Annotated in this window: 29 protein-coding genes; 16 read left to right on the forward strand and 13 right to left on the reverse strand. The window is 48.3% G+C overall.

Translation table 11 applies throughout. From position 1 onward, the window contains the following. Positions 1-51 precede the first annotated feature (51 nt). The 6 genes from AC0L4K_RS04585 to AC0L4K_RS04610 all read right to left on the reverse strand — a co-directional run bounded on the left by AC0L4K_RS04585 (position 52) and on the right by AC0L4K_RS04610 (position 5,836). On the reverse strand, positions 52-1,248 hold the full coding sequence (locus AC0L4K_RS04585; protein ID WP_473268375.1) for a hypothetical protein: 1,197 nt from the start codon (positions 1,246-1,248) through the stop codon (positions 52-54). Positions 1,249-1,258: 10 nt separating this feature from the next. Beyond that, complete coding sequence (locus tag AC0L4K_RS04590; protein ID WP_473268376.1) at positions 1,259-2,707, reverse strand: DUF6844 domain-containing protein; 1,449 nt, start codon at positions 2,705-2,707, stop codon at positions 1,259-1,261. A gap of 18 nt (positions 2,708-2,725) precedes the next feature. Continuing rightward, entirely contained in the window at positions 2,726-3,349 is a 624-nt protein-coding gene (gene lpoB / locus AC0L4K_RS04595) for a penicillin-binding protein activator LpoB (RefSeq protein WP_417226073.1), read from the reverse strand. Continuing rightward, entirely contained in the window at positions 3,346-3,759 is a 414-nt protein-coding gene (locus AC0L4K_RS04600; protein ID WP_473268377.1) for a YcfL family putative periplasmic lipoprotein, read from the reverse strand. Before AC0L4K_RS04600 ends, lpoB begins: the two co-directional genes overlap by 4 nt. 14 nt (positions 3,760-3,773) lie before the next feature. After that, positions 3,774-5,228 carry a COG3014 family protein gene (locus AC0L4K_RS04605; protein WP_417226069.1) on the reverse strand — a complete coding sequence of 485 codons (1,455 nt, stop codon included), beginning with the start codon at positions 5,226-5,228 and terminating at the stop codon, positions 3,774-3,776. Between the two features lie 422 nt (positions 5,229-5,650). Beyond that, entirely contained in the window at positions 5,651-5,836 is a 186-nt protein-coding gene (locus AC0L4K_RS04610; protein ID WP_417226067.1) for a hypothetical protein, read from the reverse strand. Between the two features lie 215 nt (positions 5,837-6,051). Between AC0L4K_RS04610 and dnaX the strand changes: the two genes are divergently transcribed. From dnaX to AC0L4K_RS04640, 6 genes are all read left to right on the forward strand, one after another. Then, complete coding sequence (gene dnaX, locus AC0L4K_RS04615) at positions 6,052-8,178, forward strand: DNA polymerase III subunit gamma/tau (protein WP_473268378.1); 2,127 nt, start codon at positions 6,052-6,054, stop codon at positions 8,176-8,178. Between the two features lie 65 nt (positions 8,179-8,243). Continuing rightward, entirely contained in the window at positions 8,244-8,570 is a 327-nt protein-coding gene (locus AC0L4K_RS04620) for a YbaB/EbfC family nucleoid-associated protein (protein ID WP_473268379.1), read from the forward strand. 12 nt (positions 8,571-8,582) lie between these two features. Beyond that, the gene (gene recR, locus AC0L4K_RS04625; RefSeq protein ID WP_473268380.1) at positions 8,583-9,182 is read left to right on the forward strand and encodes a recombination mediator RecR; all 600 of its coding nucleotides are present in this window, start codon (positions 8,583-8,585) and stop codon (positions 9,180-9,182) included. 7 nt (positions 9,183-9,189) lie between these two features. After that, the gene (rnd, locus tag AC0L4K_RS04630) at positions 9,190-10,356 is read left to right on the forward strand and encodes a ribonuclease D (protein ID WP_417226059.1); all 1,167 of its coding nucleotides are present in this window, start codon (positions 9,190-9,192) and stop codon (positions 10,354-10,356) included. A 55-nt stretch (positions 10,357-10,411) separates the two neighbouring features. Further along, the gene (locus AC0L4K_RS04635; RefSeq protein WP_473268381.1) at positions 10,412-10,657 is read left to right on the forward strand and encodes a YcgL domain-containing protein; all 246 of its coding nucleotides are present in this window, start codon (positions 10,412-10,414) and stop codon (positions 10,655-10,657) included. Further along, positions 10,657-11,097, forward strand: coding sequence for a YcgN family cysteine cluster protein (locus AC0L4K_RS04640; protein WP_473268382.1), 441 nt, complete (start codon positions 10,657-10,659; stop codon positions 11,095-11,097). Before AC0L4K_RS04635 ends, AC0L4K_RS04640 begins: the two co-directional genes overlap by 1 nt. Before the next feature lie 81 nt (positions 11,098-11,178). On the opposite strand, the gene rpsA is transcribed toward AC0L4K_RS04640, so the two are convergent. The 3 genes from rpsA to AC0L4K_RS04655 form a co-directional block, all read right to left on the reverse strand. Further along, complete coding sequence (rpsA, locus tag AC0L4K_RS04645) at positions 11,179-12,858, reverse strand: 30S ribosomal protein S1 (protein WP_473268383.1); 1,680 nt, start codon at positions 12,856-12,858, stop codon at positions 11,179-11,181. A 246-nt stretch (positions 12,859-13,104) separates the two neighbouring features. After that, the gene (locus AC0L4K_RS04650; protein WP_473268385.1) at positions 13,105-13,875 is read right to left on the reverse strand and encodes a hypothetical protein; all 771 of its coding nucleotides are present in this window, start codon (positions 13,873-13,875) and stop codon (positions 13,105-13,107) included. Positions 13,876-13,895: 20 nt separating this feature from the next. Continuing rightward, complete coding sequence (locus AC0L4K_RS04655) at positions 13,896-15,980, reverse strand: carboxy terminal-processing peptidase (protein WP_473268386.1); 2,085 nt, start codon at positions 15,978-15,980, stop codon at positions 13,896-13,898. 164 nt (positions 15,981-16,144) lie between these two features. Here AC0L4K_RS04655 and AC0L4K_RS04660 point away from each other — a divergent pair, with 164 nt between their 5' ends. The 5 genes from AC0L4K_RS04660 to AC0L4K_RS04680 all read left to right on the forward strand — a co-directional run bounded on the left by AC0L4K_RS04660 (position 16,145) and on the right by AC0L4K_RS04680 (position 20,212). Next, entirely contained in the window at positions 16,145-16,669 is a 525-nt protein-coding gene (locus AC0L4K_RS04660; RefSeq protein ID WP_417226204.1) for an FKBP-type peptidyl-prolyl cis-trans isomerase, read from the forward strand. Continuing rightward, on the forward strand, positions 16,669-17,964 hold the full coding sequence (locus tag AC0L4K_RS04665) for a M18 family aminopeptidase (protein ID WP_473269208.1): 1,296 nt from the start codon (positions 16,669-16,671) through the stop codon (positions 17,962-17,964). Before AC0L4K_RS04660 ends, AC0L4K_RS04665 begins: the two co-directional genes overlap by 1 nt. Positions 17,965-18,289: 325 nt before the next feature. Next, positions 18,290-18,838 carry an HPP family protein gene (locus AC0L4K_RS04670; protein WP_417226049.1) on the forward strand — a complete coding sequence of 183 codons (549 nt, stop codon included), beginning with the start codon at positions 18,290-18,292 and terminating at the stop codon, positions 18,836-18,838. 58 nt (positions 18,839-18,896) lie between these two features. Next, a complete protein-coding gene (locus AC0L4K_RS04675) occupies positions 18,897-19,112 on the forward strand; it encodes a hypothetical protein (RefSeq protein WP_417226047.1) in 216 nt (71 codons plus the stop codon). A 26-nt stretch (positions 19,113-19,138) separates the two neighbouring features. Further along, positions 19,139-20,212 carry a mechanosensitive ion channel family protein gene (locus tag AC0L4K_RS04680; RefSeq protein WP_473268387.1) on the forward strand — a complete coding sequence of 358 codons (1,074 nt, stop codon included), beginning with the start codon at positions 19,139-19,141 and terminating at the stop codon, positions 20,210-20,212. A 78-nt stretch (positions 20,213-20,290) separates the two neighbouring features. On the opposite strand, the gene AC0L4K_RS04685 is transcribed toward AC0L4K_RS04680, so the two are convergent. Both AC0L4K_RS04685 and AC0L4K_RS04690 read right to left on the reverse strand, forming a co-directional pair. Next, positions 20,291-20,506 (reverse strand): dodecin, encoded by a 216-nt coding sequence (locus AC0L4K_RS04685; RefSeq protein ID WP_417226043.1) that lies wholly within the window; start codon positions 20,504-20,506, stop codon positions 20,291-20,293. An 82-nt stretch (positions 20,507-20,588) separates the two neighbouring features. After that, positions 20,589-21,083 (reverse strand): helix-turn-helix domain-containing protein, encoded by a 495-nt coding sequence (locus AC0L4K_RS04690; RefSeq protein WP_473268388.1) that lies wholly within the window; start codon positions 21,081-21,083, stop codon positions 20,589-20,591. Positions 21,084-21,289: 206 nt separating this feature from the next. Between AC0L4K_RS04690 and AC0L4K_RS04695 the strand changes: the two genes are divergently transcribed. Beyond that, on the forward strand, positions 21,290-22,477 hold the full coding sequence (locus AC0L4K_RS04695) for a benzoate/H(+) symporter BenE family transporter (RefSeq protein ID WP_473268390.1): 1,188 nt from the start codon (positions 21,290-21,292) through the stop codon (positions 22,475-22,477). Between the two features lie 40 nt (positions 22,478-22,517). On the opposite strand, the gene AC0L4K_RS04700 is transcribed toward AC0L4K_RS04695, so the two are convergent. Continuing rightward, positions 22,518-22,958 carry a MarR family winged helix-turn-helix transcriptional regulator gene (locus AC0L4K_RS04700; protein ID WP_473268391.1) on the reverse strand — a complete coding sequence of 147 codons (441 nt, stop codon included), beginning with the start codon at positions 22,956-22,958 and terminating at the stop codon, positions 22,518-22,520. Positions 22,959-23,056: 98 nt separating this feature from the next. Here AC0L4K_RS04700 and AC0L4K_RS04705 point away from each other — a divergent pair, with 98 nt between their 5' ends. From AC0L4K_RS04705 to AC0L4K_RS04720, 4 genes are all read left to right on the forward strand, one after another. After that, positions 23,057-23,527, forward strand: coding sequence for a DUF2798 domain-containing protein (locus AC0L4K_RS04705; protein WP_473268392.1), 471 nt, complete (start codon positions 23,057-23,059; stop codon positions 23,525-23,527). An 89-nt stretch (positions 23,528-23,616) separates the two neighbouring features. Then, positions 23,617-23,916, forward strand: coding sequence for a DUF3861 domain-containing protein (locus AC0L4K_RS04710; protein ID WP_417226033.1), 300 nt, complete (start codon positions 23,617-23,619; stop codon positions 23,914-23,916). A gap of 254 nt (positions 23,917-24,170) precedes the next feature. Beyond that, a complete protein-coding gene (locus AC0L4K_RS04715; protein WP_417226031.1) occupies positions 24,171-24,347 on the forward strand; it encodes a hypothetical protein in 177 nt (58 codons plus the stop codon). A 222-nt stretch (positions 24,348-24,569) separates the two neighbouring features. Continuing rightward, positions 24,570-24,803 carry a hypothetical protein gene (locus AC0L4K_RS04720; RefSeq protein ID WP_417226029.1) on the forward strand — a complete coding sequence of 78 codons (234 nt, stop codon included), beginning with the start codon at positions 24,570-24,572 and terminating at the stop codon, positions 24,801-24,803. 179 nt (positions 24,804-24,982) lie between these two features. Here the strand turns inward: AC0L4K_RS04720 and nfsB are convergent, their stop codons facing one another. Next, positions 24,983-25,639, reverse strand: a complete 657-nt coding sequence (gene nfsB / locus AC0L4K_RS04725; protein ID WP_417226027.1) for an oxygen-insensitive NAD(P)H nitroreductase — start codon at positions 25,637-25,639, stop codon at positions 24,983-24,985. Positions 25,640-25,670 lie beyond the last annotated feature (31 nt).

The raw sequence follows: 25,670 nt of genomic DNA on the forward strand, positions 1-25,670 counted from the left end.
GATTGACGATTAGGCTTTAAAGGCTTAATCGTCAGCGGTGATAGCAATGGCCTAACGTCGCAGTATAAAGTTTGGCTCAATCAGCTCGGGTTCTCCTGAGAGAGTGGTCGCATAGGAGATTTTTGCGGTGGTCCGTAACACTTTGACGGTCGCAATCTGTTCTTCTAACTGACCCAGTGATTCCTTGGTATAGGGATCAAACATCTCATCGCCTAGCAAGAAAACATTCAGCACATCGCCTTTTTTTAAGGTTTTACCTCCCTGATTGATCACCACGGTTTTGCCTTTAACGGCCACTACCCGCATAGGGTAAATATTCGCCAAGGCTTGTTGTGCTAAGTGTTCAGCTAATTCAGCGGTGATACCCGCTTGGGATGAGCCATGTTTTTTCAACATAGCGCGGATGTCGCGATCGCTGAACTTGAGGTTGATGGAATCAGACCATTTTACTTGGCGGGTAGAGGCGAGAATGATTTTGTAATCCAACTGAGCACTACCGCTATAGCTGACGATAGTTTCACCGGTTAGCTGCAAGGTTTTTGTATGCCGAGTACTGCGTACATTGCGAATATTACCCACAACGATGTAGTCGGCTCCTAGGACATTACCGGTCTTGGCTTTTTCAGCCAGTGCAGCATCATCACTGAGCCAGAGAGCCTTCTCTTGTTGAAACTCGGCACCAAACTCACGATCTAACACGTTCATCTTGCGGGACTGAATAAACTGATCCAGCGCGCGGTTACGCAGCTCTGATTCAATTTTGGTCGCAGAGGTGCGGTCTCCTAAGAGTGAGTAGCTACCCTTATCGCTGTGGAAGGGCATTATCGCCAGTGTACGGCGGCTATCAGTGGGCAGGCCCGGTTTGTCGTACTTGAGCACATGCAGACTAACATCGGCGCGGTAGCTGCCATCCGCTTCCTGCTCTACCGAATGGACGTCATAGCGTGAAATGAGTCCCTTGGTTTTGAGGCTGAGGTCGCCACGATGAGCGACCTCGAACGAGTTGCTGAACTGCTCGCCTTCATTGTTGCTGCTACTGGCATGACCCGATAAGGTTTGCATAACCTCACGGCTGTCGATGCTGACACCGGTAGCTTGTCGCAGACCCTGTACTAAGGCATCGCTGATCGCCTGATTGCGATTGTTGCCATAACCAACAGTATCGACGACCTGTTCAGCGGAGAAGCTGCAACTACTCCAGAGCAGAGCGGTTAATACCAGTAGTGTTTTCAGTAATGATGAGTGCATTCTTCTGTCCTTAGAAATCATCGGCCGACATTAGGTCGCGACTTTGACTCGTGCCGGTTGAGTGAGCCTTGCTGTTGCGCTCCTGAGACTTAGCCTGTGCTTGATGTTTGGGTTTGAAGTTACGCATATTGCGAGCGTTTTGCTCTGAAACCGGGTGCCAGACATAGATAACACCGTTGATTTCGTTACCGTATTGAGGGTGTTTAGCCGTCCAGCGCAGTAGCTGACGGGTGCCTGCTAGATCTGAGATGCTGGCGCGGGCTGAAATTTCATTGTTAATTGATTTCACCATCTCAATGCGGCTTTCTTCAGATGTCAGCACGCCATTTTTTTCGGCTTGCACGATACCTTCAGTTACATCCGTGCTTTTTTTGCTGGTGCTGAATTCAGCATTGCCGACGGCATTCAAAAGGTAAGCAAAGTTGGCGTAAGCATCTGCTTTTGCGTATAAAAAGGCTCCTTTGCGGGCATTCATCTTACGATTGAAGTCGGCACCGTTATAACCTGTTCCTGCTTGACCAAAAGATACCAACACAGGGTAGCCGTTTTCATCATATATTTTGCGGATGCCGAACTCATTAATTAGGGCGGCTTTGTTCTCGGTGAAGCGTTCACGCAGGGATGGCCCGCCCACTTTTTTAGGGTTAGGGGCTAAGTCGCCTTTGCTTTGTGTCATATCATAAATAAATTGGCGCATCTTATCCGAGGCAACCACCATGACAGCGATCGCATGACGGCCTTCGGCATCATTGGCTTCAAAGGTTTTAACCGGTACTAAGCCTGTCAGGCTAGCACGTGCTCGTGTTGTAATTTGTTCGCTGATGGAGTTCTCAAATAGGCGGGCACGTTTCGCGGGAGGTGCGGCATTAAATTCATCCGGGTTTATGCCCAATTCATTAAGTTGTTCATCCAGTTTACCACCGGCCAATGCGACGGCTTTATTAAGCACCTCTTCGAGCTTGTTCGAGCTCTGTAGCTCCTCAGGCGAGAATGATGGCATTTGACTCTTATCTTCAAAGAGTTTACTGACGGTTTCGGCTCGAGAGCTGATCCCTTCAAACTCGATAAATTGTGCTTGTGCATTCATCAGCGCTTCTTTATAGGCCAATAGTCGATGGTCGGCCCAGTCAGCCGCATCTGGCGTAACTTTTACAAAGGAGGTTCCTTCCGCCATAAAAATATCGCCATTTTCAGCCCGTTGAGCCAAACCTGCGCCTGCACCTTGTTTCCACTCTTCGATCTGTTCCATCAGCATCATGCCTGAGTCGACCGGTGCCAGTTTAGCGGCCTCTGCCACTGCAAGATCAACTGCTTCAGTCTGATCCATTGAATGCGCTGTTTCTACTTGGATTGTTGTTTCGATTTCTGGTTGATTAGAGTCTGTTTGTGCTTGAGTTACGACCGCTATGCTACTGATGGCCAGTGCTAGTGCGGTTTGTTTGAATAGCATTTTCATCATCGTATTCCTTTACCTTACTTACCAAGAGGTTCCTTTGGCGCTACCAATTTTGCGAATCGGTGTTTCGCCTTCCCATACAGCTAGGCCATGTTTGAGGTCTGTGAGTGATAGTTGGAAGTAATACTCAACCAGTTGGCGATCATTATCGACGCGGTTGTTACGTTGAATGATCTTGCCTGAAAGACTCATATTCGGTGCGGTAAAGGCTTGTTTAACAACGCTGCTACGATCAACTTTTTTTGATTGGCTTAGTTCACTGTAGACCGAGTTCATTTCGTCCTCAGCGCCGTGCAGGCCGATGGCTGTTGTTGTCATTACCTTGCCGCTTCTTAATAATTCAATACGAATTTTCTTGACCAGCTGGTCGGTGTCGATACGCTGCATGGTGTCGTTAATAATCGAAGAGACCACCATGATGTTCTTTTTTCCATCGTTACGATCTACTGCTCCAGAGGACAGCATAGATTGCACCGCATCGACAGACGCTTGCTCAAAGTCTGTTCCGCTCAGCCCCATGGTGATGGGTTCATCTACCGCACCAGGCGTTAGCATCTGCGTTTTTGGTGTACAGCCAGTGGCGAGTAGTACCAATGCTGACAGAGCAATAACTTTAGTTTTTTGAGCTGAGAATAGTGTTCTCATTGGTTGTTTCCTTGAGGTTGAGGGGATGCGGCGTGAGCATCAGATAAAAATACTTTATAGCTGACGGCTTTCGGGCTAGTGGCGATACGCTGGATAGATATCGGTTCTTTAGGACCGGCTTTTAGTGCTTCCCAACGTGACGTGAGGCTATCTATTGCAAATCCATTTTCATCAAACCAAGTGAATTTATAGCGTAAGGTTTTAACTTGGGTACTGGTATTAAAGGCTTGGATAGAGACCCGTAATAACTGCCCTGAGGTATAGCCATCGACGACAGATTCGACGGCTAAAAAGCTTTTTGCTCCTTGGCCAAAGACGAGTTGTGGGTAATTAGGTGATTTGACCTGCTGTGTTTGGCAGCCCGTTAAGAGTATTAACGGGAGCAAGGCAGTCAGTATTAATGTCTTCATTGGGTTCCTTATTCTCAGGCTTCGAAGCTGGTAAGTTTGTAAGCAGGAGTACTGCCTGGCGTGGTTGCTTTAACATAGATAACGGTAAAGCGGCTATCAGGTAGGTCTATGTTTATAGGGGCGGTGAAGCCAGGAGCATTGATGCTTATGGTGTTGTTTTTGGGCTTTTTGACCCGTGCGAGCTGTACCTCTTTTGGCAAGGCACTCCAGCTACGGGTATCCGCATGGGTGGTGGCGGCTTGATAAATTGCTGCGACTAATCCGCCGAGACTGCCGCCTTCTTTTTGTGCCTGATATTGGATCAATGCTTTGACTAACGAACTGCTGATCGCTTCAGTCACTTTTAGTGGAAACTCTTTTTTAAATTCAGTTTGAATAACGCGATCGATGTCGGCTAATTGTGCTGTTTTACCTAATGATTTTTTACCATCGAAAAGTTCCAGATAGGGGTAGGCTTTAGGCCGGTGGTTTAGTTTTGGTAAGGCGATCTGGGCGTAATCGATATCGTTGTTAACTAGGAAAAGGGGAATAGGGATGAGTGTTTCTTCGACGGTCGGGGCTAGGCCATTTTCAAAAATAACCCAAACGGCGGGGTTTAAGCGTTTTTTACTCCACTGTCCTCGGCGTAATTTGTCCGCTACTTTCAGGTCTGTTTTCACTGCAGGGTTATTAGGGCTCATGCCTGCAACTCTGCGCATTGAGGTGCGAGCTTTGCTGAGATCTGATTTGTCCTGACTAGAGAGCATAAAGTAGAGGCCATGCAGGTAATCAGTATAGGGGTTTACATAATCGGGGTAGGCTTGCCACTCTTTTAGCTCGGGGTATTGCTCATAAACAGCTGATTCGGATTGGGCGCTGCTTTTTTGATAATCGAAAGGGTTGCTTTTATTTTTAGAAGCGCCCGATTTCTTGGCTTCGGCTTCCTTTTCTGCGAGTTCTTTCTGTTTCTCTGCCAGTTTCTCTTTAAAGGCCTCTTCAGCTCGCCGTTGACGATCTGCAGCGCGGTTGAATTCTATCCTGGCATTCTGAAAATCATGTAAGAACATGTCATTAACGGCTTTGTAGGTATTCGTCATGACACCGTCGTACACAGTGGGGGAGTAACGGTTAACACTATTATTGAGGAATGCTGCGGAGATTCTTTCCACCCCTTTTCGGCCAAGACTCTCAGTATCTTCAGCTTTCATCATTAATTCAGCCGAGTCGAAGACCTTGTTACTAAACTCATATTGACCCACGGCGCTGAGTGCTGAACCGCTTTGCAGCGACCAGAGCAGGCTATTCGATTCACCGTCTGGTGTTATTTCACCTGCACTTAAGGCGGTGTCAGCAGCGGCTTGAAATTGGCCTGCCTCAAACTGCTGATCAAAATCAGCGGATTTTTGTTTTGTCTGGATGGCGTTACAGCCGCTTAGTAAAATGGCGGAGAAAAGAAGTGAAGCGGGTTTAGAAATCCCTTTGGTTCGCATGATAAGTCCTTTAAGCGAAAATAAAATCTTTTTATATCAATGGTCTATGTGCATGCGAGGGTATAGATAAGCACTTTGTCTGCCTATAGGAAAAAGTCTTACTTTTATTGTGGATTAGACTGAAAGTACCCAAAATGTCATTTTTAAACGCTGCTGCGACATCGGGTAGCCCAGCTATGTGTCTTATTCTTGACGTTTTTATGGTCGAATTGGGTAAAGGCGTTAATGGAAAGTCCTGTTGTCGGGGCGCGGTGAGCGTGTTGAAACGACTTATAGCGTCTGGAAATGCCGCCAGCTTTTTTATTTTTACGATGGACTATATGAGTTTTCATCAGCAGCGGGATGTCGCGCATGTTTTATTTGCAGCGGGATGCTATAGACGGAGATGCGTTTGCATCTCCGGTGGGTGTTCGTGTAGCGGGTTAGTGAGAATTGAAGTGACTGCTTTCCAGTGAGATCATCTCATCACTGACCGTTACCCAATTGATCGCCTCTTCGGTGAGGACTTGGATAGGGCAGTGCTGATCTTGAAAGTGAATGATCTCGTCTTGTTCAATCAGTCGGTGACGCCTGACGGCGTATTGGTTGGCACTGTTTGCTTTTTCCATCCTCTTATCCTCGTCGGTGAGAAGATTGTTGTTGTCTATGTAAGTTAGTTCATTAATCCTGAGTTAGCGAAGAACAGTTTTCATGTAAAAGCCGATGTGCATGAGTCATCGCAATTTAGTTGCCACTAAATAGCCGGTTTCGCTGGCGATATCAGGCGGTTCCCGTTAGCATTGGTAGCCATGAATAAACACCCCTCTCATATAGATTTGCAGCGATGAGTTATCAGGTACTGGCGCGTAAGTGGCGTCCCGCAAAGTTTCAAGAAATGGTCGGTCAGGAGCATGTGCTCAAGGCTCTGGTAAATGCGCTGGATGACGATCGTTTGCATCATGCTTATCTGTTTACCGGCACCCGTGGTGTAGGTAAAACGTCGATTGCACGGCTTTTTGCTAAGTCACTTAACTGCGAGAAAGGTGTTTCGTCGACGCCCTGTGGTGAATGCTCTGCTTGCCGTGAAATCAGTGAAGGTCGCTTTGTTGATTTGATCGAAGTGGATGCGGCATCGCGCACCAAGGTGGAAGACACCCGTGAGCTGATGGAAAATGTTCAGTACGCGCCGACTCATGGACGCTTTAAAGTGTATCTCATCGATGAGGTGCACATGCTGTCCACACACTCATTTAACGCGCTGCTGAAAACCTTAGAAGAGCCGCCGCCGCATGTTAAGTTTTTGCTGGCAACCACCGATCCACAGAAACTACCCGTTACTATCCTGTCCCGTTGTTTACAGTTTAATCTGAAAAATATGATCCCTGAGCGGATCGTTGAGCACCTGTGTCGGGTGTTGACGGCGGAAACGATTCCTTACGAAGAACCCGCATTATGGCTGTTAGCCCGATCTGCTGATGGATCGATGCGTGATGCCCTGAGTCTGACGGATCAGGCGATTGCCTTTGGTGCAGGCGCCGTTGTCGAAGCCGATGTGCGGGCGATGCTGGGAACGATCGATCAGCGATTAGTCTATAGCTTGGTGGATAACCTAGCGGCTCATAATGCACGAGCCTTGTTAGCAACGGTGGACGAACTGGCCCGTTATTCACCGGATTACAATGCGGTGTTGGGCGACCTGATTAGTTTAATGCATCGTATCGCACTGGCGCAGATTGTGCCGGATGCGGTGGACAATGGCTTGGGCGATCGAGAACTGGTGCTGGATCTGGCGGGTAAATTAACCGCTGAAGACGTGCAGCTGTTCTATCAAACCGCATTGATGGGACGCAAAGACCTACCCTTTGTGCCGGATGCCCGTGAAGGACTGGAGATGACGCTGATGCGGATGCTGGCGTTCCGTCCGGTATCGGTGAGCCATCAAGGGTTAAGTCAGCCAAATGCCGACAGCAAACCCGTTGCGCTGGCGGCACCAGCATCTGAGCCAGTATCGGCTGTGCCCCAGCCAGCGCAGCCAGTCGCGGCAGCGGTTGAGACTCAAAATCATGGCGCAATGGCATCGTCTGGGCCGGCCACTAATATCTCCGCCAACGCTTATCCGGATGCACCACCACAACATCAGGCATCACCTCCGGATTATGATGAGTCATATCTCCAAGGTCCTTCTGAGGATCTTCCCGGAAAAAAGCCTGACGCTGATTCTGAACCGCGGGGGGCTGCGGGGTCGGCTGCTGTAACGCAAAACGCACCGGTTGATCTGCCTTGGGAAGATAATACTTCATCGGCTAAGACATCAGGTGAGCGTCATACGAATCAGCCGCCGCCCAGTGTGACGGGGCAACAAGTAGACAGGCAACGTCGCGAAGCTCAAAGCGCAGCGCCACCGCAATCGGAAGTGCCGTCTGTTGCGCTCGCTCCAGTAGCCCAGCCAGAGGTACGCGCAGAACGACAAAACGGCGAGCGACAAAGCCTTGTAGTCAACAATACCATGCAGTCGCCAGCGACGATGGCGAGAGGTACTGCTGAGGCGGTGATTGAACCGGCGGCGAATGTCAGTCAGGATATTACGCAATTTAATCCCGATCAGTGGGTTCTGTTAGTCGAGTTGATTGGGCTCAGTGGTATGACTTATAGCATTGCCTCGAATACCTCACTGGAAGCGGTGGGGGATTGTTGGCGTTTTCATTATATGCATGAGCAAAAAGCGCTGGTGAACGAAACCCATATCGGCCGCATTCGCGAATCGATTGGTCATTATTTTAATACCCCGGTTGAGGTAGAATTCAGCCTTGGCCATTATAGCCGCGAAACCCCCAGCCAATATCGCGACCGGAAACGGGCCGAGCGTTTGGCTGAGGCGGTGAGCTCTATTCAGAATGATCCGGTGGTACAAACTGTGATTGAGCGGTTTGGCGCCAGAATCGATATTGAGTCGGTTCAGCCGATCGATTAATACGATGACAACAACCTGGTTATCGGCAATATGATTGCCGGTCTTTAACACAGACGAGGAAGAGTATGATGAAAGGTGGTATGGGTAACCTGATGAAGCAGGCCCAGAAGATGCAGGCTGATATGCAGAAAGCCCAGGAAGAGATCGCTAAGGCTGAGGTCAACGGTGAATCGGGCGCGGGTCTGGTGAAGATTGTGATGAATGGTCGTCATGATGTTCGTAGCGTTGCCATCGATGATAGTCTGATGGACGAAGATAAAGAGATTCTCGAAGATTTGATTGCCGCTGCGATCAATGATGCGGTGCGCAAGGTTGAGAGCACAACTCAGGAGCGGATGGCTAAAGTAACCGGTGGTATGGCGATGCCTCCCGGCTTTAATATGCCATTCTGAGGCGGTTAGACTATGTCGTTTAGCCCGATGATTCAGGAATTAATTGACGCCTTCCGGGTATTGCCGGGGGTGGGGCCGAAAACCGCACAACGGATGGCATTTCATCTGTTGGAGCGGGACCGTGATGGCGCCAATACTCTATCTTCAGCGCTGACTCAGGCGGTAGATAAGGTTGGTCATTGTGATCGTTGTCGCACGCTGTCTGAAAATACACTGTGCGAAATCTGCGCCGACACTGGTCGGGATGAAAGTCAGATCTGTGTATTAGAATCACCGGTGGATATGTTGGCGATTGAACAGACCGGCGGCTTTAACGGTGGTTATTTTGTGCTGATGGGCCACCTGTCACCGATTGATGGGGTAGGGCCGGATGATCTCGGGCTCGATAAGCTATTTAGTCGTCTCGAATCCGGAGCGGTTAAAGAGATGATTTTGGCCACTAACCCAACCGTTGAAGGTGAGGCGACCGCGCACTTTATCGCCGCACAAATTAAGCATCTTGATATAAGGGTGACTCGTATCGCCCATGGTGTGCCGGTGGGGGGCGAACTTGAATATGTTGATGGCGGCACCTTGGCCCATGCGATGGCCGGTCGTCGGTCGATGAACTGAGGGAATCATGACACACGCGTACAATTGGCAACGACTGGAAGCCGCTGCAGATCAGCCGATCTGGATTACGGATGATGAAACATTGGCTCGCTACTGTCAGCAGTGGCAGGCTTTGCCGTTGATTGCGCTGGATACGGAGTTTATCCGGGTAGATACCTTTTACCCGGTGCCCGGTTTAATCCAGATTGCCGATGATCAAGCCTGTTATCTGATCGATCCTCTTAAGATCGAAGATTATGCCCCCATGGTGCAATTGTTTCGTGATCCTAGCGTGCTTAAAATAGTGCATGCTGGCAATGAGGATCTGGAACTATTCTTCTATATGTTAGGCGAGATGCCCCAGCCCATTTTTGATACTCAGGTCGCCGCCGGTTTTCTGGGGTGGGGGTTCTCAATGGGGTATCAGCGCTTGGTGGAATATGCACTGGATGTGCAGCTGGAAAAGGGCGAGACAACCTCCGATTGGTTGCAGCGTCCTTTAACCACATCGCAGGAGCACTATGCGGCCCTCGATGTTGCTTATTTGCCCGTGCTTTGTCAGCAACAGATGGCTGAGTTAGCCGAACGAGGCATGAGCCGTTGGGCAGAGGAAGAAACGGCGCTGCTGCTGGATCATGTTCCGGATGATGACCCGGATGGGGTGTGTTATTACCAGCGCTTTAGTCAGGCCTGGAAGTTGCCGCCAGAAAAAATGGCTGCCCTGCGTGATTTGACCGCCTGGCGGGAGCGAATCGCCCGGCAGCGGGATGTGCCCCGCAACCGAGTGCTGAGAAATCATGCGCTGCTGGAAATTGTTAATCGTTGGCCTAAAGATGCCCGTGAACTTGCCCGGGTGCCTGAGGTCAGGATGCAACAGGTGAAGCAGGATGGTGAGGTTATTTTAGGTTATCTTAAAATGGCCGCCCAATCCGCTGCCGAAAAACCGCCAGCGCCAATTCAACGTCCCTTAAGTTATCAGTGGAATAAACCACTTAAGGTGTTGAAGGCGATGGCACGTAGCAAAGCCGAGGCGCTTAATATAGCGCCGGAGATTCTGCTGCGGAAACGCGATCTCGATGCTCTGATTAGAACGGAAGATCAGGGTCAATTCAGCCTCCCGCCCAGCCTGTCAGGTTGGCGTAAAGAGGTGATTGGTGATGCACTGTTGGAAAAACTGCAGAGCCTGGATATTTAAGCAGAGTGTCTATGAAAAAGATTTGTAGTGTGTTTCGAAGCTCAAAAAAGATGAAATGTATCTTTACGTTGATAAAACGGACAAGTTGAAGCGTGTGCCCGACACATTAAAAGAGATGTTTGGTGCGCCGATTCATGTGTTTGATATGCTGTTAACCCCTGAAAAAGAGTTGTCTCGGGTCGATGCGGCTAAGGTGTTGGATGATATCCGTGAAAAGGGCTATTTCCTGCAGATGCCGCCGCCTAAAGATGATTATCTACTCGATCTGTTTAAGGATCGTCCACAAACAGGTGTGCGTTAGTGGCTGATCAGGTATTTTGGCGTTCTAAAACCTTGCAGCAGATGTCCGAACCGGAGTGGGAATCACTCTGTGATGGTTGTTCACTGTGTTGTTTACATAAGCTTGAAGATGAAGATACCGGCCAGGTGCATTACACCAGTGTGGTTTGTCATCTATTGGATATGGAAACGTTGTACTGCACTCAGTATGAGACACGTTGTTCGCTGGTGCCTCAGTGCGTCAAGCTGCACCCTGAAGATGTACAGGAATTTCATTGGTTGCCGCCGAGCTGCGCCTATCGTTTAGTGCATGAAGGTAAGGATCTTCCCGAGTGGCATCCGTTGGTGAGTGGACGTCGTGAATCGGTAAAAGAGGCGGGTGCTTCAGTGCTAGATTGGTATGAAATTACCGATGATAAGCTGAAAAGTGATGATGAGTATTTTGATTATCTGCTCGATTAATTAGTTTGTGAGTTAATCAGAAAAATAAAAGGAGCGGGTGACGCTCCTTTTTTGATCAATTTAATTGCTAATTGACGCGTTTTACTTTTTAGCGGCCAATTGGGCTTTGATCAGATCGCCAATGGTGGTTGGTCCAGCGGTTTCAATTGGAGCATCCGCCATCGCTTTGATTGCGGCTTTTTCGTCGGCTTGATCCTTGGCTTTGATCGATAGGCTGATTGAGCGATTACGACGATCTTGGTTAATGATTTTCGCTTCGACTGTTTCGCCTACTTTAAGCACTGTTGAGGCATCATCGATACGATCGATACTGATATCAGCGGCTTTCAGATAAGCATCGATACCCTCAGCCAATTCGATGTTGGCTCCTTTCGCATCGACAGACTTAACGGTGCCGGTGACGATGGTATTTTTAGGGTGTGCCAACGTGTATTCAGAGAAAGCATCGCCTTGCAGCTGCTTGATACCCAGCGAGATACGCTCTTTCTCGGCATCGATCGAGAGTATCACCGTTTCGACCGCATCGCCTTTCTTGAATTCTCGCAGCGCCACTTCGGCGTCAGTATCCCAAGTGATATCCGACATATGAACCAATCCGTCCAGGTCATTTTCTAGGCCAATGAAAATGCCGAAATCGGTGATGGTTTTAATCGCGCCGCTGACTTTATCGCCAGCAGAATGCTGTTCAGCGAAGGCTGTCCAAGGGTTGTTAGTGCACTGCTTGATACCCAGAGAGATACGCCGACGGTCTTCATCGACATCAAGAATCATCACTTCAATGGCATCGCCAACCTGAACCACTTTCGAGGGGTGTACGTTTTTATTAGTCCATGACATTTCTGATACGTGGACCAGACCTTCAACCCCATCTTCGATGGATGCAAAGCAGCCGTAATCGGTCAGGTTGGTCACCGTCGCCTGCACCACTGCGCCAGCGGGGTAGCGTGCTTTAATCGATGACCAAGGATCGCCGCTCAGCTGTTTTAAACCGAGAGATAGACGGTTAGTCTCTTTATCGAATTTGATGATCTTAACGGTGATCTCATCTCCAGGGGTAAGCATATCGCTTGGGTGGGCAATACGTTTCCAGGCCATATCGGTGATATGCAGTAGGCCGTCAACGCCGCCAAGGTCGATAAAGGCACCGTAGTTGGTTAGGTTCTTAACGTACCCCTTAACTTGCTGGCCCTCTTGTAATGTTGCCAGTAGTTCGTCCCGCTGAGCGCTGTTGGCTTCCTGTAGTACCGCACGACGGGAGACAACGATATTGTTGCGCTTAGGGTCTAGTTTGATCAGTTTAAATTCGAGTTCTTTACCTTCTAAGTGATCAACATCGCGAACTGGGCGAACATCGACCAAGGAGCCGGGTAGGAAGCCTTGAATGTTGTTTACATTAACGGTGAAGCCACCTTTAACCTTACCGTTGATATAACCTTTAACGGTTTCTTCAGCGTCAAAGGCGTTCTGCAGCACTTCCCAAGCTTCAGAGCGTTTGGCTTTTTCACGGGAGAGGTGGGTTTCGCCGTTACCGTCTTCAACACTTTCCAGTGAGACTTTAACCATATCGCCAACTTGAATTTCAAGCTCATTGGCATCGTTGAGAAACTGTTCGCGAGGGATGATCGCTTCAGATTTTAGACCGGCATTCACCGTGACCCAATCATGATCGATATCGAGGACTTCACCCATAACCAGGGTGCCGGGTTGCATATCGAGATGTTGTAGGGATTCTTCGAATAATTCAGCAAAGCTTTCGGACATATGTATTCCTGTAGGCTTGCCCTAAGGAAAGACAGGGCAGGCCGTGTTTACACCCGTACCATCAGCCCGATACAGGTCCGGTTTTGGTTATCCTGATGAGCGCTGTGGTGGCTGATAAAATGAGCGGCAGGCAAGAGGACAGGGGGCAAATTATACCGATTTTGCGTTTTTGGTAAAAGGGCCTGGGTCCGCTAGAACTGGGTTGCAGGCTTTATAGGTGTCGGTAGGTGGGGCGTTTTATCTGCTTCAGGCGTTAGGCGATAGGTAGCTTAAACGTTTTGCTAGCAGCGCTTGGCAGGGCTCGATAATCGCTTTGAGATCACTTTTAAGTCGACTGCTCATGAGTACGGTGGTCATGGTTTTGAAATATTCGACGACTTGCTGCTCTTCTTCCCGGTTGTTTGCGGCGATATCCATGCCGTCGCCAATACAGTAGGCATACACGGGTAAATGGCTATTGACGATGGTATCAATCTGGTCCTGATCGAGTAATAGCTTATGCATGGTCAGGTAGCGTTTGTACTCTTGGGCGGAGGCTGCCGCCATGCCTTTCAGTTGGTTGCGAGAAAAACGCTTTGATTCTTCTTGGCTAGCCAACAGCTGTTTCATGCGGGTATGCACCGTGGATACTTCTTCATTGAAGGTGTGCGGTGCATAGCGCTCATTGGTCTGCTTGTAACGTTCGAGTTCGGCAATCTTCATATGCAGATTGCTAATCTCTTGGCGCATTTCACCCGCTTCTTCGATCAGTTTACTGCGTTCGTTTTTGAGGGTGACGATGATCCGTTGGGTAGGGCTCAATTCATCGTTGCCGATACTTGGGCTTCGATCAGTAGAGGATTGTGATGCGGTTGAGTCGAGTGGGATGACTAGCTCGCCAAAGCCCTCTACTTTTTTACGGTTTTCCTCATGCTGGGCGCTGATCAGGCTATAGATTAAATAGCCTGTCCCCGCCGCAATGATCAGCATGACGGGTATGCCGATCAAAAGACCTAATTTGAACTTGCTTAGCTGCATCGAACCTTACCCTTGGCAGATCAGTTTTTGATAGCGATATACTTATCCGTTAATTCAATCATATCGAGTAAGACGTTGCCGGTTTCTGTTAGCAGGGCTTCCTGCTCCGGACTGATGGTACGACCTTGAGAGTCTTTTTCAAGTAGATCATCGAGATCAGAGAGTTCATTGATTGTGGGTAATTGTTTCGCGGCCCGGCGTTTATTTTCTTGATCGAGTAGCCACTGTTCAGAGTCATTGCGCTCCGCCTTAATGGTGGCTTCGTTGAGCGATATCTGTTTATCCTGCTTGTTTTCATGCATACGCTTAATTTGTGCATCCATGAATAGGAAGTCGGGATTAAACTGTGTTCGTTCATGATGACGACGATTGAGTACCGGTAAAATGGTGCTGAAGTCGATATAACGCTGATGAGGAATTTCCGGCACGGTATCCCAGGGTAGAGCACCATCTAAGGCGCTTTCACCGATCAGGTCCATATCATACATAGTCGGTAGGCTGACATCCGGGACAACCCCTTTATGCTGGGTGCTTTCACCGGATATGCGGTAAAACTTAGCATGGGTCAGTTTGATTTGGCCGTGATGTAATGGCGCGAGGGTTTGCACTGTACCTTTACCAAAGGTCTGGCTACCGACGATAAGGCCACGCTGATAATCCTGAATAGCGCCGGCAAAGATTTCCGATGCTGAGGCACTGAGTCGGTTAACTAGGACAGCCATTGGGCCGTTATACGCGACTCGAGGGTCTAGGTCCGCTTGAATATTAACGCGATTCAATGGGTCTCTGATTTGTACTGTCGGGCCTCGGCTGATAAATAGTCCTACCAGTTCGTTGGCCTCACGAAGTGAGCCGCCTCCGTTGTTGCGCAGATCGACGATCAAGCCATCAATTCCTTCGGCTTTTAGCTCGTTGATCAGCTTCGCCGTATCACGAGTGGTGCTTTTATAGTTCGGGTCGCCACGCTGTAGGGCAGCAAAGTCGATATAAAAGGCCGGTATGCTGATGACGCCCAATTTATAGGGCTTGCCTTGATGGTCGATTTCGATGATTTTACTCTGAGCCGCTTGTTCTTCCAGCTTGACCTTATTACGGGTGATCTTTATGACTTTCTGGTGGGTGTCATCGCCATCAGCAGGGATAATGTTGAGTCGGACAACGCTATCTTTGGGGCCGCGAATCAGGTCTACGACCTCATCGAGACGCCAGCCAACGACATCTTCAATTTCACCATCTTCACCTTGGCCCACGCCCACAATCAGGTCAGCAGGTTTTAGCTGTCCGGCTTTATCGGCGGGGCCTGCCGGCACAAGACGTACAACTTTGGTGTTTTCATTCTCGCTTTGCAATACCGCGCCAATACCTTCGAGGGAAAGGCTCATGTTGATATTGAAGTTTTCCGATAGTCGGGGAGAAAAATACTGAGTATGTGGATCAAACTGCTTGGTTAGCGCATTGGCAAAGTTTTGAAACACATCTTCGTTGTTGGTTTGTGTCGCCCGATTAAGCTGGCTCTTATAGCGTTTTATCAATAACTCTTTGGCTTCATCGATACTCTTATCGGCGATTTTTAATCCTAAGAGAGCGCTTTTTAGGCGCTTGCGCCAAAACTCGTTCATCTGAGCTTCATCGGCGGGCCACTGGCTTTCTTCTCGATCGGTTTCAATGCTCTCATCGATGCTGAAGTCGACCTGGTAGTCAGGGCTTTCCAATGTGCTAACCAGTTTTTCTAGACGGTCTTGTGAGCGTTGCTGGTAGCGGTTGAAAATGCTGTAAGCGGCGGTTAGGTCACCACTGCGGATTTCATCATCAATCTGAGTGCGGTATTGTTGGAACTCATCAATATCGGACTGATAAAAGAATGCTTTCGAAGGGTCGAGGCTCTCTAAGTATTGATCCAATACTTTGCCGGAGAGTGTGTCATTGAGGGCAATGTTGTTATAGTGGCCCTGATTCAGTGAAGTGACAATATCGGTAATCGTCTGCTTATGAATGGGATCCGGCTGTAAAACAGGATTGGTTAGAGCACTCGCGGGAAGCGCTATCAACAGGCTCAGGGCAAGTGATGTGGTGAGCAAGCGACGTAATGGGCGTGTGTGTATCAAACTGTATGTTCCTGTTTTACGACTACATATAGACTCTGAGACAGACAAATGACCCGCTTGGTTCCGTAACTCAGAAAATCTGAGTGTAGTCTTGTCTCGTGCTGATGTAAAATCAACGGCTTATCCCTCGTTTATTAATTGAAGTAGGTACTACCATCGTGATTATGCGGGTTTTGAAGATTACGTTTTTATCGTTGTTAGTTACCATCGTCGCTGGTTGTGGCCAAAGTGAAGAGGAAAAACAGTTTCGCCAGGAGTTGCTTGATAAAGCATTGAATGATGAAACTAAACAGATGGGCACCCGTTTCCTCACTGAAAACGCACAACGAGAGGGCGTTATTGTGACCGATTCTGGGTTGCAATATGAGATATTAAAGGCCGCAGATGGGCCAAAACCACGGGTGTTAGACCGTGTTAAGGTGCGCTATACCGGTTGGACCGTGGATGGTGAGGTGTTTGAGAGCTCAGCGCAGAAAACTAAGCCGGCACTGTTTACGATTAAAGATGTGATTAAAGGTTGGCGCTTGGCGCTGCTTGAAATGTCACCGGGGGCGCGCTGGAAGATCTACCTGCCGTCTGAATTAGCTTATGGTGCCCGTAGCCCCGGTGGTATGGTGCCGGCCAATTCGGCCCTTATTTTTGAACTAGAGTTGTTAGAAATCCTGCCAGAGGAAAAGGTCGATCAATGATGCAAAAACATGACTTTAATAAGCAACTGTTTGAATTTCTCGCCGCATCGCCGACCCCATTTCATGCGGTTTACGAGATGCGAGCACGGTTACAGGAAGCTGGCTTTATTGAGCTTTTGGAACAGGATGTTTGGAATGTAAGGCCCGGTGGCCGGTATTTTATTGTACGTAATGAATCATCCATTATTGCTTGGACGCTGGCGGCGAATGCTGGTTTAACCCGTTCGGGTATTCGGATGGTCGGGGCGCACACCGATAGCCCCTGTTTGAAGGTGAAGCCGAACCCCGAAACCCAAAGTCAGGGATGCTTGCGGGTTGGTGTGGAAGTTTATGGTGGTGCCTTGCTCAATCCGTGGTTTGATCGTGACCTATCACTTGCTGGACGAGTTAATTACATTAATAACGATGGTGACATGGCCAGTGCTCTCGTTAATTTTGAACGCCCTGTGGCGGTGATACCTAACCTAGCCATTCACCTTAATCGGGATGTCAATCAAGGCTTGAATGTTAATCCACAAACCGATCTGCCGCCGATTATGGCGCAACTGGTTGGTGACGATAAAATTGAGCTGCGTGACATCCTTAAAAACGAGTTGTTGATGCACCACATCGATGATGTCGCAGAGATTCTTGATTATGAATTGAGCTTCTATGATGTGCAGAAACCTGCCTATATCGGCTTAAATAATGAATTCTTTGCATCGGCTCGATTGGATAATCTTCTGAGCTGCTTTATCGGTATGCAGGCGTTGATTGAGTCTGATTCCGAACAGAGCTGTCTGCTGGTCTGTAACGATCATGAAGAGGTGGGTAGCATGAGCGCTGCAGGTGCACAGGGACCGATGCTGAAACAGTTACTCGAGCGCTTACAACCGGACCCCGAATCCCGTAGCCGGATGATTGCCAACTCAATGATGGTCTCCGTGGATAATGCCCATGCGGTGCACCCTAACTTTGCCGATAAACATGACGGTAATCATGGCCCGCGGATGAATGCCGGTGCGGTGATTAAAATTAATGCGAATCAGCGTTATGCCACCAACAGTGAAACTGCGTCGTTGTTTCGTCATATTGCTCGACAGGAAGGTGTGACATTGCAGTCCTTTGTTGTTCGCAGTGATATGGGTTGTGGTAGCACCATTGGTCCAATCACCGCTGCCGAGATCGGTGTGAAAACGGTTGATATTGGTGTGCCACAGTTGGCGATGCATTCGATTCGTGAGTTGGCCGGTAGTGATGATCCCGTCAGCTTAGCGAAAGTGTTGAAGCGTTATTATCAACAGGAGCAGGTGTAAGCTTTTATTACACCCCTGTTAACTTTCAGGCCGGGCGATAGCGATATCGTTCGGCTTGTTGCTTTTTACGTCCGATTTACCGGCTGCCTTGTGTTCTAACGGGCGCGGAAAGAAACCGTCTGTCATTGTTTACCGTCACCTTGTTCTATGCTCGCCTCTGAATCCAGTAGGTGAATGAATTTTGAGTTGACGTGAATTAATTTATTTAAGCTTCTCAGCGCGGTTTTGATAGAATGCCGCCACTTAAATCGTTTGGTAAAAATACCTTTGATCGTTGCCTATGCGGCATAGGCAAGGGCAAGCTGATGTGTTGGGTCGTATTAACATGAAGAACTATTTTGCGCGTATGAAAACTAAAGGGCAGTGCCCACCGCGTAAACCGCTTAAAAAGATTGTTTGGTCTTGGGTTGGGGCCTTTATGGGCATTCTCATTATCTCGGTCATGGGACGCGAACTGCACCATCTAGGGATGGATAATCTACTGTTGATTGGTTCATTTGGTGCATCTGCCGTACTGATTTATGGCGCGCCGTTAGCTGAGTTTTCTCAACCTCGTAACATTGTTGGTGGTCATGTGGTATCGGCATTGATCGGTGTAACGGTCTACCTCTTAATAGGTGATCAGTCGCTTTTTGCGGCTCCCTTGGCGGTATCTTTAGCGATCGTGGCGATGCATTTTACCCGCACGCTTCACCCGCCGGGCGGAGCCACTGCCCTGATTGCTATTATCGGCGGCGATAGTATCCATGCGATGGGCTATCTATATGTGGTGTCACCGATTCTCTCTGGGGCAATGGTGATGTTATTAGTGGCACTATTGGTCAACAATATGTCGCGTAATCCCGGGCGGCACTATCCGGTCTATTGGCTTTGATGCTTTCACGTTAAATTAGGGCGCGGCAGATGCCCGCATAATGGGGTATTCTATAGCCATGCAGCTTATTAAAATCACCGCCCCGATATTTAAATGCTTGGCTGATGAAGATGCCTTTTTTCAACGTTTGTCAGAGATTGATGGCTGTCATAAGGTGGTGGCTAGGGCTGCTTATATCAGCGTGACCATGGGTCATGTTGGCGAGGAAGCGTTGCCGACAATAGAGAATATCTGTGATATCTGGAATGTATCCTATACAGTCGTTAGCGATTGAGTCGAATAGTGCTGTCTGAGGGATTTATGGAACAACTGTCTGATCAGGTCATGGCCTTTATTCCGTTGTTTGTCACGGTTGTGTTGGCTGTTCTATTGCTGCTGACACTGCATTGGTTGTTACTGGCGCGTCATCCCGAGATGGGGAATGAGCGTCGCTTGCCGCGGCAGTTGATTATGTTGGTACTGAGCTTGGCGGCGGCGGTGTTGATTGCCATTGCGTTACCGGTGAGTGTCAGCACCCGAAATCAGGTGATAGGGCTCATTGGCGTGCTGGTCTCCGGGGTGATTGCTTTTTCATCGACCACGGTGACCACTAACCTGATGGCGGGGTTAATGCTGCGAAATACACGGCCTTTCCGGGTAGGTGATTTTATTCGGGTGGGTGAGCACTTTGGCCGGGTGGCTGAGCGTGGCTTGCTGGATACCGAGATTCAAACCGAACATCGTGAATTAGTGTCACTGCCCAATACCTATTTGATTACCAACCCGGTGGAAGTGGTTTTATCGGATGGGGCAATTGTTTCGGTTACGCTATCTCTAGGGTATGACCTGCACCATGGCCAGGTAGAAAATTTACTGATCGAAGCGGCTGGCGAAGCCGGTTTAGCTGAACCTTTCTGTCAGATCGTCGAACTGGGTGATCATGCGATTACCTATCGGGTGAGTGGCTTACTTAGCGAAGTAAAAAGCCTGTTAACAACCCGCTCAAACCTGTACCGGGCAATTCTCGATACCTTACATGGCAATGATATTGAGATTGTCTCCCCAGGATTTATGAACCAGCGGCAGCTGTCTGAGACAACCAAAATATTGCCTAATTCGGTGATTAAAGCGGCTACCACTGAACTGTTTAAAGCGGAAGAGATTGTCTTTGATAAAGCTGAACAGGCCCAAGCTCGAGAAGAGAAAAAGCAGGAACTGAAAAGTGAAATAAAAGCATTGGGGGTACAGGCGAAAAGTGCTAGCGGTAATGATAAGCAGCGCATAACCGAGGTGATTAGCGAAAAAACCGAGCAAATGACATCTCTCGAACATCCAAAGCAAGATGAGGATGGCGAGCAGCAGGGTAGTGCGCCGCAACCATCATCGCCTAATTAAACCCCAGTGAATATTGTACGGCTTAACACTCTCCGCATCGGGGCTGACTTTTAGGCGATGATGGGGTGACGATTCAAATCAGCTCTTTTCCAGCCTAAAACCAACCTTGAGAGTGACCTGAAAATGCCCGATATGGCCATTGATGATATGACCTCGAGTTTCAATGACTTCGAACCAATCCATATGTTTGATAGTTTTGCTGCATTGTGCCAGCGCATTACGAATCGCATCATCAGAGCTGATGGGTGACGAGCCGACTATTTCTATCTTTCTATAGGTGTGATGATTAGACATGTTGTTCGCTACCCTCATGGTTTATACCGGTTAATTTAAGGGTAGCTTAAAAGTAGCGATAGGGCAGATGACGAATGACAAATCAATCGGTTGAGGGGGAATCAACGATTGGCTGCCCATAGTGGATGATATTGTGAAAAACAGCAGCGTGATCAGCGCTGTTGCGATAACCGTGGGGTTTGTCCGCCGCAAAACGTATCGCCTCCCCTTGGGTTAACGTTAGCCATTCATCGTTAATAAGCAGTTGGATCGTGCCGCTAATGACCACCACATGTTCGGTTACGCCGGGGCGATGAGCCTCTGACAGTCGTTCGACACCAGCATCGAGGATGAATTCAAACATCTCAAACCCCATATTAGGATCATAGGGAAAAATGGGCGGCACGGGTGCATTATCACTGGCTAGGTATTTGTGTTCTGCCAGTATCGGTGGAATGACCGTGGCATCGCTATTGGCCGATAAGGGGTCGATTAAACTCGATAAGGAGATATTAAAACCACTGGCGATTTTCCATAGGGTGGTAATGGTTGGGCTGGACTCCCCACGTTCGATCTGCCCAAGCATCGCTTTGCTCACTCCGGTTTCATTGGCGGTGCGATCGAGGCTCCATTTTTTTGCTGACGCTGTTGCTTCAAGTGTTTGGCGAGGTTCTGATTAATTTCTTGCACAGATAAGTTCCCAATGGCTAGATTTCTGTTGTGCGCTATAGCGCACAATGATACGCTTTTGGTCTTGGGCGTTATAGCGCACAAGTAATGAATCAAGTGTAAGGGGCTGTTCGGATGGGATCAATCATGGGTCGCTCAAAACGCAGTGGTTTTTTCAGCCTGTCGCATATATCCGCTGGTTTTGTCGCGGTTTTGGTGGGTTATACCAGTTCGGCGGTGATCATCTTTCAGGCTGCGGCCGCCGCCGGTGCCTCAGCGGCAGAAATGAGTTCGTGGTTATGGGCGCTAGGTATTGGCATGGGGCTGACCAGTATCGGTTTATCGGTCTATTTTCGCACCCCTATTTTGACCGCATGGTCGACCCCCGGTGCTGCGTTGTTGGTCACGGCATTATCCGGTGTGCCGCTTAATGAAGCGATTGGGTTATTTATGTTCAGCTCGGCGTTGATTCTGGTATGCGGTATTACCGGTTGGTTTGAAAAGATCATGCATCATGTGCCGATGCCGTTGGCCGGGGCGATGTTGGCGGGGGTTTTACTGCAGTTTGGCCTCGATCTATTTACGGTAATGGCAACGAACCTATTACTCGTGGGGCTGATGCTAACGGCGTTCCTGCTGATTAAGATTACCTTGCCGCGCTATACGATTCCGTTGGTATTGCTGATCGGTACGCTGGTGGCTTTCTTTCAAGGGCAATTGAATCTAGAGGTTCTGCAGTGGCAGTTATCGACTCCCGTATGGGTGACCCCGGTATTTGATCCACAAAGTATCATCGGTGTTGGCATTCCTCTGTTTATTATCACGATGGCCTCTCAGAACGTTCCCGGTGTCGCGGTGATGCGGGCCAACGGGTATGACACTCCTGTTTCACCATTATTGACCTGGACCGGCTTAACCGGTGTGCTATTAGCGCCATTGGGTGGCTTCTCCTTTAATCTAGCGGCCATTACCGCCGCTATCTGTATGGGTGATGAAGCAGGGCATGATCCGCGCAAACGTTATTTAGCGGCGGTCTGGGCAGGTGGTTTTTACTTGCTGACGGGCTTGTTTGGTTCGACCATTGCCGCGTTGTTTATGGCTTTCCCTGAAGCATTAGTGATGGCGGTTGCTGGTCTGGCGTTGCTGAGTACTATTGGTAATAGCTTGTCGGCGGCACTGGCCGATCCAAGTCAGAGAGACGCGGCTCTATTAACCTTCTTGGTGACCGCCTCGGGATTGAATCTGTGGGGTATCAGTAGTGCCTTTTGGGGATTGTGTCTTGGTCTGATCGCTTATTACCTACAGCGCGGTGATCGGGCTTAGTTTAGCGGTTTTAGGTTTGCGATGAATGTCGCAAGGGCGACTAGTGCGAGTCGCTTGTGGGGTGAAGGTTGTTAGCCATGATGCCTGAAAGACGATGAAATTCCGCTAGCTCTTCTGACGTAAGTCCCTCGGTCATCACCTGCACCGTTTTGGCATCAATATCGATAATCTCTTTGATAACGGCAATACCAGCATCTGTAGGGCATAAGTAATGACTGCGTTTGTCGTTCGGGTTGGGCATTCGGGTAATAAACCCCCGTTCAATCAAGGTGTTAACCAAGCGTGTTACCTGGGCTTTATCGCGTCCGAGAAAGCTGGCGATATCAATGGCGGTGCAGGGCTTTTTACGATGGATAATCTTGATGACACGGACATGCATGGGGGTGATACCCAAGTTGAGTTGCTCGGTCTGTTGGTGTAACTGACGCTTTAATCCGTGGACTAAGTGAAACAGGCTTTCTAATGATGATTGATCAGACATAAAGAATCTCTGTGCAAGTGGTTGACAAGGTCAACCATATTAAATATAGTTGCCATTATCAACTATATTTGCATTTGTATCAAGACAGGAGAGCTATCTTGAGCGCACACACCGATTCAATATCGAAAACACCGCTGACCTATAAGGTGCTGGTGGTACTCAGTATCATGAGTGTGATGGGCGGTTCATTAACCGGAGTGATGACCTATATGAATGTTGGCTACGCGAATACTTTTTATAGCGATTGGCTGAGTTCATTTTTAGCCGCCTTCATTCTGATGCCGGCAGGATTTTTGCTGATGGGACTGATCACTAAGCTTGTTGCACAGTGGCTGCCAAACACCAATGCCCATGCCCGTAACTTGGTTGCAGGCGGGGTGATGGCTTGCATCATGGAGTCAATGATGGCGTTTAGTACCACCGCCAATACCCTTGGGTTTTCGAGTTCGGCTGAGTTTATGACCGGCTGGCTATTCAGTTTTTTAGCAGCGCTACCTTTAGGCTTAACCTTAATGGTTGTTATGTCGTTGACGGTTAAACCCAAAATTGAGCTTTATTTAAAGAGTTAAGTGTCTGTTTAACCAAAGTATTAAACACCGTTATCGAAGCGTGAGCACTTGTTGGCCCGTTATACGATGACGAACTTATAGAGATAACGATGATGAAGAAACAGCACCTGTACAAAATAAGCATTGATCACATTCAAAACGCGGATGGTTCTGTGCCTGAAGATGACATTTGTGAATTTGAATTTTCAAGCCATGATGAGCTGTTTGAGATCATCGAAAAACTAAAAAGCAGAGCGGATGTGGGTCCTGAAAATGCGGCCCCGCTGGGGCTGGGCATTAAGTTATTTGGCGGCATGATGTTGGCCAATAAAAAACACGACCTATTTGTTAATTTGCTGCCACATTTTGCTGCCTTTATGAAAAATCTAAAACAGCAAAAAACAGAGTGATTTCTGGTAAAAACAAACAATTCGCTAGAATTCTAAAAAAGCAAAACGGAGTCACCCGAGTAATACTATTTTTCAGTCTATTTGTTTTACTGTATAGGCCTTGAACGTTACGTTTTTGAGGTTTATTCGTTAATGAATAATACCAATAAGGCCTTGCTTTAATTAAAAGCATCTTGCCTGCAGGGTAAATATACGCACGGAGAGGGCAAAAAAATGGTAAGATGTTTAGTTCACCATTCAACGGAGTGCTTTTTATGGCAGTAAAGTCTAAAAAAACAGCGGCAAATGAAACCCATGATTCTATTGCTGAGCAGACAGCCGCCTTCTTAAAGGCCGGTGGTGAAATCCAAAAAATCGATAAGGGTGTTTCTGGCCGTGAAAATAACGGTGGCCCACGTCATATCGTACTAGGTAAGGCATCTCCTCGATAGTATTGTTTGCCGATTGACTTTTCGCGCTCCTGTTATTCGTTTTGATCTTAGTGCCCGAACTGGCTGTATGGCGGTAGATCGTTTGCAGTAGGGCGCGCGCATTTTAACGCCTAGCCTATCAGAATAGCCTTGCTAATATTCTGAACTCTTTTCTCGTTTTCACTCTGCCGTTTCCACGGCGGTTTTTCGTTATCTGCTTATCGGTTTTCGGAGCAGAATTTTATGACTGAAGCAGACATTATATTTATGACCACTAAAGCATTTACGCTCCAACGCATCTGTAATTTTGCGGGCAAGACTTTTGACCCTAATTCGGATGAACAGGTGAACGAAGTTTTACGCAACAAATTTAATATATCTCTACCGCAACGCCGGCGGATGGATGAAGCGATGGAAGCGGTCGCTAGCGATCACGACATTATTGGCTTGATTTTGCAGTACCGCTCGATGGCTTGAATGGCATTCTCTTTTGTTAGCGATGTATAGCACAGTTTAGACTGCGTATTTAGGTTGCTTTTTAGATGAGCGGTTTTATTAGAGCAGGCTTATCTAACGGTGATTTTAGAAAAGCCTGACGAGTATTGATGAGCAAGATATCAGCTTGATCTCATTAGCGAATGGATCGCACTCCAGGTTTAAGACAGCAGGGTAAATATCTCGTCTTCCGGCAATCTTGATTTAGGCAGCTCTGCATTGAAGTCTGTTTGATGACGATAGCCGAGGGCAATCACGGCGAGTGCGGTATAACCTTTTTCGAGCAACCCAAACTCTTCGTTGAGTGCTTTAGTGTCAATCCCTTCAATGGGCACCGCATCAATTCCCAGCGCTCCGGCGCCGAGGAGTACCGTGCCCATATTCAGATAGACCTGTTTCTCCATCCAATGCTGTGCATCTTTTAGTTCGAAGCGGTGTAGATTGACAAACATTGTGCGTCCATTATTCACGCCCTCTTTAAAGGCGGGCTCGGCAAAACGTCCGTCATCATCCTCTACCGTCAGCAGGTGCTGCATATAGGCGTCATCAATATTGGTTTTGGCGCAAAATAGAATGACGTGGGAAGCGTTCATCACTTTCGCTTCATTAAAAGAGAAAGCACCCTGAGTGCCTGCGCTGATGCGCTTGCGCGTTTCCGTAGAATCGGCAATGACAAAGTGCCATGGCTGAGAATTGACGCTAGAAGGGCTGTAGCGCAACAGCTCTTTAATCTGCATAAACAGTTCGTCGGGAATGGTTTTGCTGTTATCAAACTCTTTGGTGGCATAACGAGACTTGATAATGTCAGTCAAGTTCATTTTTCTATCTCCAGATTTCAAACGGTTTTGA

The sequence above is a fragment of the Amphritea sp. GJ51-11 genome (genome assembly GCF_055808735.1).

Bases quoted from the DNA above. Each gene is read 5' to 3' on its own strand.
- AC0L4K_RS04620 (WP_473268379.1), top strand. From the start codon at position 8,244: ATGATGAAAGGTGGTATGGGTAACCTGATGAAGCAGGCCCAGAAGATG.
- rnd (WP_417226059.1), top strand. From the start codon at position 9,190: ATGACACACGCGTACAATTGGCAACGACTGGAAGCCGCTGCAGATCAG.
- rpsA (WP_473268383.1), bottom strand. From the start codon at position 12,858: ATGTCCGAAAGCTTTGCTGAATTATTCGAAGAATCCCTACAACATCTC.
- AC0L4K_RS04710 (WP_417226033.1), top strand. From the start codon at position 23,617: ATGATGAAGAAACAGCACCTGTACAAAATAAGCATTGATCACATTCAA.
- AC0L4K_RS04665 (WP_473269208.1), top strand. From the start codon at position 16,669: ATGCAAAAACATGACTTTAATAAGCAACTGTTTGAATTTCTCGCCGCA.
- nfsB (WP_417226027.1), bottom strand. From the start codon at position 25,639: ATGAACTTGACTGACATTATCAAGTCTCGTTATGCCACCAAAGAGTTT.
- AC0L4K_RS04720 (WP_417226029.1), top strand. From the start codon at position 24,570: ATGACTGAAGCAGACATTATATTTATGACCACTAAAGCATTTACGCTC.
- AC0L4K_RS04670 (WP_417226049.1), top strand. From the start codon at position 18,290: ATGAAGAACTATTTTGCGCGTATGAAAACTAAAGGGCAGTGCCCACCG.
- AC0L4K_RS04675 (WP_417226047.1), top strand. From the start codon at position 18,897: ATGCAGCTTATTAAAATCACCGCCCCGATATTTAAATGCTTGGCTGAT.
- AC0L4K_RS04635 (WP_473268381.1), top strand. From the start codon at position 10,412: ATGTATCTTTACGTTGATAAAACGGACAAGTTGAAGCGTGTGCCCGAC.
- AC0L4K_RS04590 (WP_473268376.1), bottom strand. From the start codon at position 2,707: ATGATGAAAATGCTATTCAAACAAACCGCACTAGCACTGGCCATCAGT.
- recR (WP_473268380.1), top strand. From the start codon at position 8,583: ATGTCGTTTAGCCCGATGATTCAGGAATTAATTGACGCCTTCCGGGTA.
- AC0L4K_RS04715 (WP_417226031.1), top strand. From the start codon at position 24,171: ATGGCAGTAAAGTCTAAAAAAACAGCGGCAAATGAAACCCATGATTCT.
- dnaX (WP_473268378.1), top strand. From the start codon at position 6,052: ATGAGTTATCAGGTACTGGCGCGTAAGTGGCGTCCCGCAAAGTTTCAA.
- AC0L4K_RS04600 (WP_473268377.1), bottom strand. From the start codon at position 3,759: ATGAAGACATTAATACTGACTGCCTTGCTCCCGTTAATACTCTTAACG.
- AC0L4K_RS04650 (WP_473268385.1), bottom strand. From the start codon at position 13,875: ATGCAGCTAAGCAAGTTCAAATTAGGTCTTTTGATCGGCATACCCGTC.
- AC0L4K_RS04695 (WP_473268390.1), top strand. From the start codon at position 21,290: ATGGGATCAATCATGGGTCGCTCAAAACGCAGTGGTTTTTTCAGCCTG.
- AC0L4K_RS04605 (WP_417226069.1), bottom strand. From the start codon at position 5,228: ATGCGAACCAAAGGGATTTCTAAACCCGCTTCACTTCTTTTCTCCGCC.
- AC0L4K_RS04585 (WP_473268375.1), bottom strand. From the start codon at position 1,248: ATGCACTCATCATTACTGAAAACACTACTGGTATTAACCGCTCTGCTC.
- AC0L4K_RS04685 (WP_417226043.1), bottom strand. From the start codon at position 20,506: ATGTCTAATCATCACACCTATAGAAAGATAGAAATAGTCGGCTCGTCA.
- lpoB (WP_417226073.1), bottom strand. From the start codon at position 3,349: ATGAGAACACTATTCTCAGCTCAAAAAACTAAAGTTATTGCTCTGTCA.
- AC0L4K_RS04610 (WP_417226067.1), bottom strand. From the start codon at position 5,836: ATGGAAAAAGCAAACAGTGCCAACCAATACGCCGTCAGGCGTCACCGA.
- AC0L4K_RS04680 (WP_473268387.1), top strand. From the start codon at position 19,139: ATGGAACAACTGTCTGATCAGGTCATGGCCTTTATTCCGTTGTTTGTC.
- AC0L4K_RS04660 (WP_417226204.1), top strand. From the start codon at position 16,145: ATGCGGGTTTTGAAGATTACGTTTTTATCGTTGTTAGTTACCATCGTC.
- AC0L4K_RS04700 (WP_473268391.1), bottom strand. From the start codon at position 22,958: ATGTCTGATCAATCATCATTAGAAAGCCTGTTTCACTTAGTCCACGGA.